This window comes from Allobosea sp. (assembly GCF_030695125.1).
Taxonomy (GTDB): Bacteria; Pseudomonadota; Alphaproteobacteria; order Rhizobiales; family Beijerinckiaceae; genus Allobosea.
Map to the genome: position 1 here is coordinate 1 of NZ_JAUYTP010000087.1, position 13205 is coordinate 13205.

10 protein-coding genes and 1 tRNA gene are annotated in these 13205 nt (G+C 64.7%); all 11 read left to right on the forward strand.

What is annotated here, in order from left to right:
• Window positions 1–337, forward strand: a 337-nt coding sequence (locus Q8S38_RS24915) for an EF-Tu C-terminal domain-related protein (protein WP_465247594.1), incomplete at its 5' end; no start/stop codon positions are given.
• A gap of 128 nt (window positions 338–465) precedes the next feature.
• Window positions 466–541, forward strand: a tRNA-Trp gene (locus tag Q8S38_RS24920).
• A gap of 336 nt (window positions 542–877) precedes the next feature.
• Window positions 878–1072, forward strand: coding sequence for a preprotein translocase subunit SecE (secE, locus tag Q8S38_RS24925; protein ID WP_069055547.1), 195 nt, complete (start codon window positions 878–880; stop codon window positions 1070–1072).
• Window positions 1073–1086: 14 nt separating this feature from the next.
• Window positions 1087–1620, forward strand: coding sequence for a transcription termination/antitermination protein NusG (nusG, locus tag Q8S38_RS24930; RefSeq protein WP_305683012.1), 534 nt, complete (start codon window positions 1087–1089; stop codon window positions 1618–1620).
• Window positions 1621–1722: 102 nt separating this feature from the next.
• Complete coding sequence (locus tag Q8S38_RS24935) at window positions 1723–3333, forward strand: methyl-accepting chemotaxis protein (protein ID WP_305683013.1); 1611 nt, start codon at window positions 1723–1725, stop codon at window positions 3331–3333.
• A 199-nt stretch (window positions 3334–3532) separates the two neighbouring features.
• A complete protein-coding gene (gene rplK, locus Q8S38_RS24940) occupies window positions 3533–3964 on the forward strand; it encodes a 50S ribosomal protein L11 (protein ID WP_192641083.1) in 432 nt (143 codons plus the stop codon).
• 10 nt (window positions 3965–3974) lie between these two features.
• Window positions 3975–4673, forward strand: coding sequence for a 50S ribosomal protein L1 (rplA, locus tag Q8S38_RS24945; protein ID WP_305683014.1), 699 nt, complete (start codon window positions 3975–3977; stop codon window positions 4671–4673).
• A 553-nt stretch (window positions 4674–5226) separates the two neighbouring features.
• The gene (gene rplJ / locus Q8S38_RS24950; protein ID WP_305683018.1) at window positions 5227–5742 is read left to right on the forward strand and encodes a 50S ribosomal protein L10; all 516 of its coding nucleotides are present in this window, start codon (window positions 5227–5229) and stop codon (window positions 5740–5742) included.
• Window positions 5743–5798: 56 nt separating this feature from the next.
• The gene (rplL, locus tag Q8S38_RS24955) at window positions 5799–6173 is read left to right on the forward strand and encodes a 50S ribosomal protein L7/L12 (protein ID WP_305683015.1); all 375 of its coding nucleotides are present in this window, start codon (window positions 5799–5801) and stop codon (window positions 6171–6173) included.
• Between the two features lie 383 nt (window positions 6174–6556).
• Window positions 6557–10708 carry a DNA-directed RNA polymerase subunit beta gene (gene rpoB, locus Q8S38_RS24960; protein WP_305683016.1) on the forward strand — a complete coding sequence of 1384 codons (4152 nt, stop codon included), beginning with the start codon at window positions 6557–6559 and terminating at the stop codon, window positions 10706–10708.
• Window positions 10709–10839: 131 nt separating this feature from the next.
• The coding region (gene rpoC / locus Q8S38_RS24965; protein ID WP_305683017.1) for a DNA-directed RNA polymerase subunit beta' at window positions 10840–13205 on the forward strand (2366 nt) is incomplete at its 3' end.

A 13205-nucleotide genomic window follows, 5' to 3' on the forward strand; every position in this document is an offset into this window, starting at 1 on the left:
GCGCGAGGACGTCGAGCGCGGGCAGATCCTGTGCAAGCCGGGCTCGGTCAAGCCGCACACCAAGTTCAAGGCCGAGGCCTACATCCTGACCAAGGAGGAGGGCGGTCGCCACACCCCGTTCTTCACGAACTACCGCCCGCAATTCTACTTCCGCACGACGGACGTGACCGGCGTGGTGCACCTGCCCGAGGGCACGGAGATGGTGATGCCGGGCGACAACATCGCCATGGAAGTTCACCTGATCGTGCCGATCGCGATGGAAGAGAAGCTGCGCTTCGCCATCCGCGAAGGCGGCCGCACCGTCGGCGCCGGCGTCGTCGCTTCGATCATCGCTTGATTCAAGCGATCACTGCAAAGCTTTGAAGGGGCGGCGGAAACGCCGCCCTTTTTTACATCCTACGAGAGACCGGGTGCGATTTTCGACTTGAAAAGCCCGCGCGCTTGAGGCAAACCTCCGCCGACTACAGGGGTGTAGCTCAGTTGGTAGAGTACCGGTCTCCAAAACCGGTTGTCGTAGGTTCGAGCCCTACCGCCCCTGCCAGTTCCCTCCGATCTGCCCGGACGGGGACTGATTCGCGCCGGGTGGCGCCGCATATCAGCATTGTTGGAACTCGCCTCCGACGACATCGGCGACGGCGCTTCGGCTAGTGCCGGGGTACCGCCGGGCATAGTCCGGTGGCGTCTCACACCTCGGAATAGACATGGGCTGATGTCGCTTCGGCGCAGCCGGCAAAACCTCTTGGCGAACGCGCCCGCGCGTTGTAAGAGGCTTCCTACGACGGCGCGCGGCTCCCTGAGCCCCGCGCCGCGAATGTTTCAGGACGACCGAATCGGGGCTGGCGAGAGCCGGAATCCGGACCGGAACCCGAGGTGATCCATGGCCAAGAGCAGCCCCTTCAGCTTCCTGCAGGACGTGCGCAACGAAGCGTCCAAGGTGACCTGGCCGTCGCGGCGCGAGACGCTGATCACGACCGGCCTCGTGCTGCTGATGGTCGTCGTCTCGAGCCTGTTCTTTTTCTTTACCGACACCATCATCCGCTGGTCGCTCGGCCTCATCCTCGGCGCCCGTTGAACGGAATCAGACACGTGAGCACCCGCTGGTACATCGTCCACGCTTATTCGAACTTCGAGAACAAGGTCGCGCAGTCGATCCGCGACCAGGCGGCGCAGCGCAATCTCGCCGACAAGTTCGATGAGGTTCTGGTCCCGACCGAGAAGGTCATCGAAGTCCGCCGCGGCCGCAAGGTCGAGGCCGAGCGCAAGTTCTTCCCCGGCTATGTGCTGGTCAAATGCGAGATGACCGACGAGGTCTATCACCTGATCAAGAACACGCCGAAGGTCACGGGCTTTCTCGGCGCCGACAAGGCCAAGCCGATGCCGATCCCCGAGGGTGAGGCGATGCGGATCAAGGGACAGGTCGCCGAAGGCGTCGAGCGCCCCAAGCCGACGATCGTGTTCGAGATCGGCGAGCAGGTGAAGGTCGCCGATGGTCCCTTCGCTTCGTTCAACGGCGTCGTCGAGGATGTCGATCACGGCCGCGCCCGCCTCAAGGTCGCCGTCTCGATCTTCGGCCGCGCCACGCCTGTCGAGCTGGAGTATGGCCAGGTCGAAAAGCTCTGAAGAGAGCAGAGCCGGGGTTCGCGCCGAGGTGGTGACGCTACGTTAAGTCGCTTTTAAGGCGCATGCGGCAGCGTCGTCGGTCAGAGCAATGGCGCGGTCGACATGGTCCTCAGGCACTTCAACGCAACCGTTGGGCAGCGCATGGCGCTCTGGGGCGCTGTCCTGGGTGCCGTGATCTGCATCTATGTCGCAAACGAGATCGCGGCATCGGCCCGGATGGAGCGCATCGCCGCGGAGCTGTCGGCGAGCGGTGAAGCGCTCGTGCGGATGGAGCAGGCGGCGGCCATCTTCGAGAAGATGCACGATGCCTTCGAGAAACCAGCCGCCGTAGAGCTCGACTGGGCCCGCGTCGAAGACATGGCGCGCGCCATCGCCGAGATCGCGAGCCGCACGGAAGGCCAGGTTCGCGAGCGCGCCAGGCAGTCGCAGACGCTGCTGACCGAGGCCCGCCAGTTGGCGGCGTCGGGCGGCGAGGGCGCGCTGCTCTTGCTGCGGCAGTGGCCGGCGATCCATGAAGACATGCATCTGGCGCTCAACCAGGCGCTGATTGATGTCAGCAGTCGGCTGAAGCAGCAGATGATCGGCTCCGACCATTTCGAGAGCCTGCTCGGCGGAATCTGCCTGTTTCTGCTGCTGCTGATCGTGCTGCTCGAATATCGCTGGCTGGTGCGGCCGATCATCGAGATGGCGCGCGCGCTGCGCCGTGGCGTCGGCGAAACCCCCTGGCTGGCGGAGATCGCGATGCGGCGCGACGAGATCGGGGCACTCGGCGGCGCATTGCTGGCGCAGATGCGTGAGCAAAAGGCCGGGGAGGCCGCGTCCGTGTCGCGCATGGCGGCACTGTCGGAAGAGCTCGGGCGGCAGGAACTCGCGCGGGTGCAAAGCCTCGCCTTCCAGGACCAAATCGCCGATATCGCTTCCGCGCTCGAAACGCATGCGTGCCGGATGTCGGAGGCGGCCAAGCAACTCGGCGAGATGGCGGGCGAGGTCGACCGGCGCGCCAGCGCGGCGTCGCAATCGACGCAGCGCGTGGCGACCCATGTCGACGACGTCGCCGCGACGATCGGCGACGTCACCGTGCTTCTGGCGACGGCGGCGCGCGACGCGCAGCGCAGCGCGCAGGTCAGTGTCGGCGCAAAGGCGCTGGTCGGGGAGGCGAGGGTCGATACGGAGGTGCTGCGCGACGCGGTGGCGACGATCTCCGGCATCATCGACATCATCTCCACCGTTGCGAGCCAGACGAACCTGCTGGCCTTGAACGCGACGATCGAGGCGGCGAGAGCCGGCGAGAGCGGTCGTGGCTTCGCCGTCGTCGCCTCCGAGGTGAAGCAGCTGGCGCACCGGACCGCCCAGGCGACGTCGCAGGTGCAGGGCGGCCTCGATCTGATCAGGGTGGCGGCCGAGCGCATCACCACGCGCGTCGGCGCGCTGGTCAGCTCGGTCGACGATGTCGAGGTGGCGGCGGACTCGATCGCCGAGATCACGCGCCGTCAGGAGGGGAACTCGTCCTTCATCGCCGACAGCACCCGCAAGACGGCCGACGACGTCCGGCTCGTCGCCGAGCAGGTGGAGCAGGTCGCCGGCATGGTGGAACAGTGGCGCATCACGGCTGATGCGGCGACGCTGGCCTCGGCGGACCTCGACAGCCAAGCGGCCGGCCTGCGCAACCTCGTCGACGATTTCATCTCGCGCAGCCGCAGGGCCAGGGCCTGAGCTTGCCGAAAAGGGCTTCCCCTGCCGGCGCCGATATGCCATAGCCCGCGCCTCACTTGCGTGGGAGGCAGGCCGGTCGCCAACCGGAACATCTTGCCGCACCACGCTCTGCAACCATCCCGGCCCGGGGCGAAAGCTGCCCGCGGGCGGGACGTCGTCGTTTCGATAGGCATCGAGGCAGGCGGCAGGAGCAGCCATCATGGCAAAGAAGATCACGGGTTACGTGAAGCTTCAGGTTCCGGCGGGCGCGGCCAATCCGTCGCCGCCGATTGGTCCGGCGCTGGGTCAGCGCGGCCTCAACATCATGGAATTCTGCAAGGCCTTCAATGCGAAGACCGCGCAGATGGAAAAGGGCATGCCGATCCCGGTGATCATCACCGCGTATCAGGACCGCTCCTTCACCTTCGAGATGAAGCAGCCGCCGGTGTCGTACTGGCTGAAGAAGGCCGCCGGCCTGACCTCGGGTTCCAAGACCCCCGGCCGCGGCGGCAATGTCGGCAAGGTCACCATCGCCCAGATCAACGAGATCGCCGAAAAGAAGATGGCCGATCTCAACTGCGATTCGGTCGAATCCGCCTCGTCCATGATCAAGGGCTCCGCCCGGTCGATGGGCCTGGAAGTCGTGGGCTGAGGGGGCGAAAATGGCACATATCGCAAAGCGCGTCGTCAAGGGCCGTGAAGGCATTGACCGGACCAAGCTCTACCCGCTCACCGAGGCCGTCGGCCTGGTGAAGGAGCGGGCGACCGCCAAGTTCGACGAGACCGTCGAGGTCTCGATGAACCTGGGCGTCGATCCGCGCCACGCCGACCAGATGGTCCGCGGCGTCTGCAACCTGCCCAACGGCTCGGGCCGCGTTCTGCGCGTCGCCGTCTTCGCGCGCGGCGCCAAGGCCGAAGAGGCCAAGAAGGCCGGCGCCGACATCGTCGGCGCGGAGGATCTCGTCGAGATCGTCCAGAAGGGCACGATCGATTTCGATCGCTGCATCGCGACCCCGGACATGATGCCGCTGGTCGGCCGTCTCGGTAAGGTGCTCGGCCCGCGCGGCCTGATGCCGAACCCGAAGGTCGGCACCGTCACCATGGACCTGACCACGGCGGTTGCGGCCTCCAAGGGCGGTTCGGTCGAGTTCCGCGTCGAGAAGGCCGGCATCGTGCATGCCGCCGTCGGCAAGGTCTCGTTCACGGCCGAGAAGCTGGCCGAGAACATCAAGGCCTTCGCCGACTCCGTCGCCAAGGCCAAGCCCGCCGGCGCTAAGGGCACCTATATCCAGCGCGTCGCGATCTCCTCGACGATGGGTCCGGGCGTCAAGATCGAGCCGAACACGGTCCTCGGCGGCTGATCCGAAATGATCCGTGCCTCGGTCAGCTCCGGCTGACCGAGGCCTTACGCCCGGTTGGCCGGTCGGTCGTTTCGGCCTCGGACCGCTCCAGAGCGGTCTGTTTCAACTTGTCACTTGGCAGAGGCGGGTGAAGGCGCTATGACGCCGTCACGTTTCCCTAAGTGATGTGGGCTCCATCGCGCCAGTCGCGAAGGGGTCAATTTCGCGTTTTTCGGCGGTTTGCCGCCGAAAGATGGGTGTTTCGGGTGTTCGGAGCAATCCGCATGGTCGAATCATCCAGTCCTGTCTGAGACTGCAGGTGCTCCGAGGGTTCGCCCGAGGGCATAATTTCGCCAAGAGGCCTGCATAGACGGTGCAAGAGCTCAAGCGGGGTCGCAAGATCCCGAAGACGGTTCGAACCATCTCGCCCGATCACGGCTTTCGACAGCCGGAGCGGGGACAGGGCACTGAGCGTCGCTCCGATGAAGCACCGGTGTCAACCGGGGCCTCAAGGGGCGGCAGTGCAACCGGCGGCGAGCCCTTCAAAGGCCTGCCGCCTACCGGAGAGAGCCCAGTGGATAAAGCGGCAAAGACAGATGCCGTCGCGACGCTGAACGAGGTGTTTGCAAACACCTCGGTCGTTGTCGTGGCCCACTATGCGGGTTTGACGGTGGCCCAGTTCCAGAAGCTTCGTCGCGAGATGAAAGCCAATGGTGCCACCGTGAAGGTCGCAAAGAACCGGCTGGCCAAGATCGCTCTTGAAGGCACCGACGTCGCGTCCATCAGCAACCTGCTGACGGGTCCCACCCTGATCGCTTATTCCAACGATCCGGTCGCGGCGCCGAAGGTCGCCACCGCTTTCGCCAAGGAGAACGACAAGCTCGTGATCCTCGGCGGCGCGATGGGCAAGACCGCCCTGAACCCCGATGGCGTCAAGGCTCTGGCCACGATGCCCTCGCTCGATGAACTGCGCGCCAAGTTGCTCGGCCTCCTGCTGGCCCCGGCAACGAAGATCGCCCAGCTCTCGACCGCACCGGCTGCCAAGCTGGCGCGTGTGTTCCAGGCATATGCCGACAAGGATGCGGCCTGATCCAGGCCAGTTACCCCTGATATCGTTCGAACCTCTTACCTATATAGGAGCCTATCATGGCTGATCTGACCAAGCTCGTCGACGAGCTGTCCTCCCTGACCGTCCTCGAGGCCGCCGACCTCGCCAAGATGCTTGAAGAGAAGTGGGGCGTTTCCGCCGCTGCCGCCGTCGCCGTCGCCGGCCCGGCTGCCGGCCCCGCCGCCGCCGCCGTCGAAGAGCAGACCGAGTTCAACGTCATTCTTGCCGCCGCCGGCGACAAGAAGATCGAGGTCATCAAGGAAGTCCGCGCCATCACCGGCCTGGGCCTCAAGGAGGCCAAGGACCTGGTTGAAGCCGCTCCGAAGCCTGTCAAGGAGTCGGTGACCAAGGACGAGGCCGAGAAGCTCAAGAAGCAGCTCGAGGCCGTCGGCGCCAAGGTCGAGCTCAAGTGAGCTGGGCCGGCATGTTGCCGGTCCGACTTTAACCGCTCAGCACAGTCCCGGAGCGCGGTTGTCCGCCTCCGGGGCTGTTGCGTCGTTTCCGCCAGATGGGCGGAAAAGTTGCAAGACTCCAGAATGCAGCTTGGCGTTGCGGAGCTTGAGATCGAGACGATGTCGGCGCCGCGTGGCGCTGAACGGTTCACCCGGCGGCCTGGCCGCCTGAGATCCGGATCGGCTGAGGCCGCCGGGTGAGCCGTCTGGAGGCGGATGGTTTCTGGTCTGGATCGACCGGAAATCCGAATCCGTCCTCTGAACCAGAGGTGGGGGCGTGATGTTGCCCGGGAGGTGGTTTTCCACCGTTCCGGGATCACGCGCCGGAGATTGCGAGGAACAACATGGTGAATTCGCTCCAGGGCCGCAGGCGCGTCCGCAAGTTCTTCGGGAAGCTCAAGGAAGTGGCGCAGATGCCGAACCTCATCGAGGTTCAGAAGGCATCCTACGACCAGTTTCTGATGGTCGAAGAGCCCAAGGGCGGCCGCGGCGACGAGGGCCTGCAGTCGGTGTTCCGCTCGGTGTTCCCGATCGGCGACTTCTCCGGCGCCTCGCTGCTGGAATTCGTCAAGTACACCTTCGAGCCGCCGAAATACGATGTCGACGAGTGCCGCCAGCGCGGCATGACCTTCTCGGCGCCCCTCAAGGTGACGCTGCGCCTGATCGTGTTCGATATCGATCCCGACACCCAGGCGAAGTCGGTCAAGGACATCAAGGAGCAGGATGTCTACATGGGCGACATGCCGCTCATGACCGACAACGGCACCTTCATCGTCAACGGCACCGAGCGCGTCATCGTCTCGCAGATGCACCGTTCGCCGGGCGTGTTCTTCGATCACGACAAGGGCAAGACCCACTCCTCGGGCAAGCTGCTCTTCGCGGCGCGCATCATCCCCTATCGCGGTTCCTGGCTCGACATCGAATTCGACGCCAAGGACATCGTCTACGCGCGCATCGACCGGAAGCGGAAGATCCCCGTCACGTCGCTGCTGTTTGCGCTCGGCATGGACGGCGAGGAGATCCTCAGCCGCTTCTACAACCACATCACCTATGTCCGCGACGCCAAGGGCTGGCGCGTTCCCTATGACGCGGAACGCATGAAGGGCTTCAAGGCGACCGTCGACCTGGTCGATGCCGACACCGGCGAAGTTGTGGTCGAGGCCGGCAAGAAGCTCGTCGCCCGCACCGCCCGCCAGCTCGCCGAGAAGGGCCTGAAGTTCCTGCGCGCGACCGACGAGGATCTCGTCGGCCAGTACATCGCCGAGGACATCGTCGACCCCGAGACGGGCGAAGTCCATGCCGAGGCCGGCGAAGAGCTGACGATGGCCGCCGAGGCCAAGACCGGCGAGATGAAGGGCAACCTCGTCGACCTGATCGCCAAGGGCTACACCGAGATCACGGTGCTCGACATCGACCACATCACGGTCGGCCCCTACATCCGCAACACGCTGACCGTGGACAAGAACTCGCGCCGCGAAGAGGCGCTGTTCGACATCTACCGCGTCATGCGTCCCGGCGAGCCGCCGACGCTCGAGACGGCGGAGAACATGTTCCAGTCGCTGTTCTTCGACTCGGAGCGCTACGACCTCTCGGCCGTCGGCCGCGTCAAGATGAACATGCGTCTCGACCTCGACGCCGAGGACACCGTCCGGATTCTCCGCAAGGAGGACATCTTCGCGGTCGTCAAGGCGCTGGTCGATCTGCGCGACGGCAAGGGCGAGATCGACGACATCGACCATCTCGGCAACCGCCGGGTGCGTTCGGTCGGCGAGCTGATGGAGAACCAGTATCGCCTCGGCCTGCTGCGGATGGAGCGCGCCATCAAGGAGCGCATGTCCTCGGTCGACATCGACACGGTGATGCCGCAGGACCTGATCAACGCCAAGCCGGCGGCCGCCGCGGTGCGCGAGTTCTTCGGCTCGTCGCAGCTGTCGCAGTTCATGGACCAGACGAACCCGCTCTCGGAAGTCACGCATAAGCGTCGTCTTTCGGCGCTTGGCCCGGGCGGTTTGACCCGTGAGCGCGCCGGCTTCGAAGTGCGCGACGTGCACCCGACGCATTACGGCCGCATCTGCCCGATCGAGACGCCGGAAGGCCCGAATATCGGCCTGATCAACTCGCTCGCCACCTTCGCGCGGGTGAACAAGTACGGCTTCATCGAGAGCCCCTATCGTCGCATCCGCGAGGGCAAGCAGACCGACGAGATCATCTATCTCTCGGCGATGGAGGAGGCGAAGTACAACGTCGCCCAGGCCAACGCCGCCGTCGACACGGAAGGCCGTCTCACCGACGACCTAATCGTCTGCCGCCGCGCCGGCGAGGTCATCGTCACGCCGGTCGACAAGGTCGATTTCCAGGACGTCTCGCCCAAGCAGCTCGTTTCGGTTGCCGCGGCGCTGATCCCGTTCCTTGAGAACGACGACGCCAACCGCGCGCTGATGGGCTCGAACATGCAGCGCCAGGCGGTGCCGCTGGTTCGCGCCGACGCGCCTTTCGTCGGCACCGGCATGGAAGCCGTCGTCGCCCGTGACTCGGGTGCTGCGATCGCGGCCCGCCGCTCGGGCATCGTCGACCAGGTCGATGCGACGCGTATCGTCATCCGCGCGTCGGACGAGATGGATCCGACCAAGCCCGGCGTCGACATCTATCGCCTGCAGAAGTTCCAGCGCTCCAACCAGTCGACCTGCATCACGCAGCGTCCGCTGGTGCGCGTCGGTGACATGATCAAGAAGGGCGACATCGTCGCCGACGGCCCGTCGACCGAGTTCGGCGAGCTCGCGCTCGGCCGCAACGTGCTCGTCGCGTTCATGCCGTGGAACGGCTACAACTTCGAGGACTCGATCCTGCTCTCGGAGAAGATCGTCTCGGAAGACATCTTCACCTCGATCCATATCGAGGAGTTCGAGGTCATGGCCCGCGACACCAAGCTCGGGCCGGAGGAGATCACGCGCGACATTCCAAACGTCTCGGAAGAGGCTTTGAAGAATCTCGACGAAGCCGGCATCGTCTATATCGGCGCGGAAGTGGCGGCGGGCGACATCCTCGTCGGCAAGATCACGCCCAAGGGCGAAAGCCCGATGACGCCGGAAGAGAAGCTGCTGCGCGCCATCTTCGGCGAGAAGGCCTCCGACGTCCGTGACACCTCGCTGCGGGTGCCGCCCGGCGTGCAGGGCACGATCGTGGAAGTGCGCGTGTTCAACCGCCACGGCGTCGACAAGGACGAGCGCGCTCAGGCGATCGAGCGCGAGGAAATCGAGCGTCTTGCCAAGGACCGCGACGACGAGCAGGCGATCCTGGACCGCAACACCTTCGCGCGTCTCGGTGACATCCTGAATGGCAAGACGGGTCTTGCCGGTCCCAAGGGCTTCAAGAAGGACACGGTCATCACCCGCGAGGGCATGTCCGAGTTCCCGCGTTCGCAGTGGTGGCTGTTCGCCACCGGCGACGACGCCCTGATGACCGAAATCGAGGCGATGCGGAAGCAGTACGACGAGTCGAAGAAGCGCCTCGAGCAGCGCTTCCTCGACAAGGTCGAGAAGCTGCAGCGCGGCGACGAGCTGCCTCCGGGCGTGATGAAGATGGTCAAGGTCTTCGTCGCGGTGAAGCGCAAGATCCAGCCGGGCGACAAGATGGCCGGCCGTCACGGCAACAAGGGCGTGGTTTCGCGCATCGTGGCTGCCGAGGACATGCCGTTCCTCGAGGACGGCACCCATGCCGACATCGTGCTGAACCCGCTCGGCGTGCCCTCGCGCATGAATGTCGGACAGATCCTGGAGACCCATCTGGGCTGGGCTGCCGCCGGTCTCGGCAAGCAGATCGGCGCGGCGCTCGACGCCTACAAGAAGTCGAACGACTACAAGGCGCTGCGGGCCTCGTTCGATGCCGTCTACGACGACAACGAGATCATCGCCTCGATGGACGAGGCCGAGCTCGTGGAGATGGGCCAGAACCTGCGCCGCGGCGTGCCTATGGCGACGCCGGTGTTCAACGGCGCCAAGGAAGCCGACATCGAGCGGCTTCTGGAGCAGGCGGGTCTACACTCGTCGGGTCAGTCGACGCTCTATGACGGGCGCACCGGCGAGCCTTTCGACCGCAAGGTGACGATGGGCTACATCTACATGCTCAAGCTGCACCATCTGGTCGACGACAAGATCCATGCGCGTTCGATCGGCCCGTACTCGCTCGTCACCCAGCAGCCGCTGGGCGGCAAGGCGCAGTTCGGCGGCCAGCGCTTCGGCGAGATGGAGGTCTGGGCGCTCGAAGCCTATGGCGCCGCCTACACGCTGCAGGAGATGCTGACCGTGAAGTCCGACGACGTCGCCGGCCGCACCAAGGTCTACGAGTCGATCGTGCGCGGTGAGGACAACTTCGAGGCCGGCATCCCCGAGAGCTTCAACGTGCTCGTCAAGGAAATGCGGTCGCTGGGCCTCAATGTCGAGCTGATCAGCAACAAGGTGAAGCCGGGCGAGTTGCCCCCGGCCGAAGCGGCCGAGTGAGCCGCGCGGCGCAAGCCCTGACGGGGCCGCGCCGGTTACGAGACAATGCCTGCGGCACTCACGCCGCAGGCCGATGACGATACAGGCCGGGCAGGGCGGTTTTCACCCCCGCCGGCGGCAGGAGATGGGCGATGAAGCAAGAGGTCATGAACCTTTTCGGCCAGCAGCCGGTGCAGCAGGCATTCGACGCGATCAAGATCTCGATCGCATCACCGGAAAAGATCCTGTCCTGGTCCTATGGCGAGATCAAAAAGCCTGAGACCATCAACTACCGGACCTTCAAGCCGGAGCGCGACGGCCTGTTCTGCGCCCGCATCTTCGGGCCGATCAAGGACTACGAGTGCCTGTGCGGCAAGTACAAGCGCATGAAGTTCAAGGGCGTCATCTGCGAGAAGTGTGGCGTCGAAGTCACGCTCGCCCGCGTTCGGCGCGAGCGCATGGGCCATATCGAACTTGCGGCCCCCGTCGCCCACATCTGGTTCCTGAAGTCGCTGCCCTCGCGCATCGGCCTCTTGATGGACATGCCGCTCAAGGATCTCGAGCGCATTCTCTATTTCGAGTCGTATGTGGTCATCGAGCCGGGCCTGACCCCGCTCAAGGACCGTCAGCTGCTGTCGGAAGAAGAGTATGTCCGCTGCCAGGAAGAGTATGGCGCCGATACCTTCACCGCCATGATCGGCGCGGAAGCCATCCGCGAGATGCTGCGCGCGCTCGACCTCGACCAGATCAACGCCGATCTCAAGCATGAGATTGCGACGACGACGTCGGAGCTGAAGCCCAAGAAGCTGATGAAGCGCCTCAAGATCATCGAGGCGTTCCAGCTCTCGGGCAACAAGCCGGAATGGATGGTCATGACCATCATCCCGGTGATCCCGCCCGATCTTCGCCCGCTCGTCCCGCTCGACGGCGGCCGGTTCGCAACGTCGGACCTGAACGACCTCTATCGCCGCGTCATCAACCGCAACAACCGCCTGAAGCGACTGATCGAGCTGCGCGCGCCCGACATCATCATCCGCAACGAGAAGCGGATGCTGCAGGAGTCGGTCGATGCGCTGTTCGACAACGGCCGTCGCGGCCGCGTCATCACGGGTGCCAACAAGCGCCCGCTGAAGTCGCTCGCCGACATGCTGAAGGGCAAGCAGGGCCGCTTCCGCCAGAACCTGCTCGGCAAGCGCGTCGATTATTCCGGCCGCTCGGTCATCGTCGTCGGCCCGGAGCTGAAGCTGCACCAGTGCGGCCTGCCCAAGAAGATGGCGCTCGAGCTGTTCAAGCCGTTCATCTATGCGCGCCTCGACGCGAAGGGCTACTCGACCACGGTCAAGCAGGCCAAGAAGCTCGTCGAGAAGGAGAAGCCCGAGGTCTGGGACATCCTGGACGAGGTCATCCGCGAGCATCCGGTGATGCTGAACCGCGCGCCGACGCTCCACCGCCTGGGCATCCAGGCCTTCGAGCCGACGCTGATCGAAGGCAAGGCGATCCAGCTTCATCCGCTGGTCTGCGCCGCCTTCAACGCCGACTTCGACGGCGACCAGATGGCCGTCCACGTCCCGCTGTCGCTGGAGGCGCAGCTGGAAGCGCGCGTCCTGATGATGTCGACCAACAACATCCTGCACCCGGCGAACGGCCTGCCGATCATCGTGCCGTCGCAGGACATCGTGCTGGGCCTGTACTACCTCTCGATCGTCTCGGACGGCGAGCCGGGCCAGGGCAAGATCTTCGGTGATTTCGGCGAGCTCGAATATGCGCTGCACGAGAAGGTCGTGACGCTGCATTCGAAGATCAAATACCGCTGGACCGGCATCGACCAGGACGGCAAGTCCTACACCAAGATCTACGACACCACGCCGGGCCGCGTGATCCTCTCGACCGCGCTGCCCAAGCACCCGAACATGACCTTCGACGTCAGCAACCGCCTGATGACGAAGAAGGAGATCTCGGGGATGATCGACGCCGTCTATCGCGGCTGCGGTCAGAAGGAATCCGTGATCTTCTGCGACCGGATCATGTCGCTGGGCTTCACCCACGCCTTCAAGGCCGGCATCTCCTTCGGCAAGGACGACATGGTCGTGCCGGAGAACAAGTGGGAGATCGTCGACACCACGCGCGCGCTCGCCAAGGATTACGAGCAGCAGTACCAGGACGGCCTGATCACCCAGGGTGAGAAGTACAACAAGGTCGTCGACGCCTGGGCGAAGTGCTCCGACAAGCTCGCGCAGGAGATGATGCTGCGCATCTCGACCGTGAAGAAGGACAAGAACGGTCGCGACCTGCCGATCAACTCGATCTACATGATGAGCCATTCGGGTGCGCGTGGTTCGCCGGCGCAGATGAAGCAGCTCGCGGCGATGCGCGGCCTGATGGCCAAGCCGTCGGGCGAGATCATCGAGTCGCCGATCATCTCGAACTTCAAGGAAGGCCTCGACGTTCTCGAGTACTTCAACTCGACCCACGGTGCCCGCAAGGGCCTGGCCGATACGGCGCTGAAGACAGCCAACTC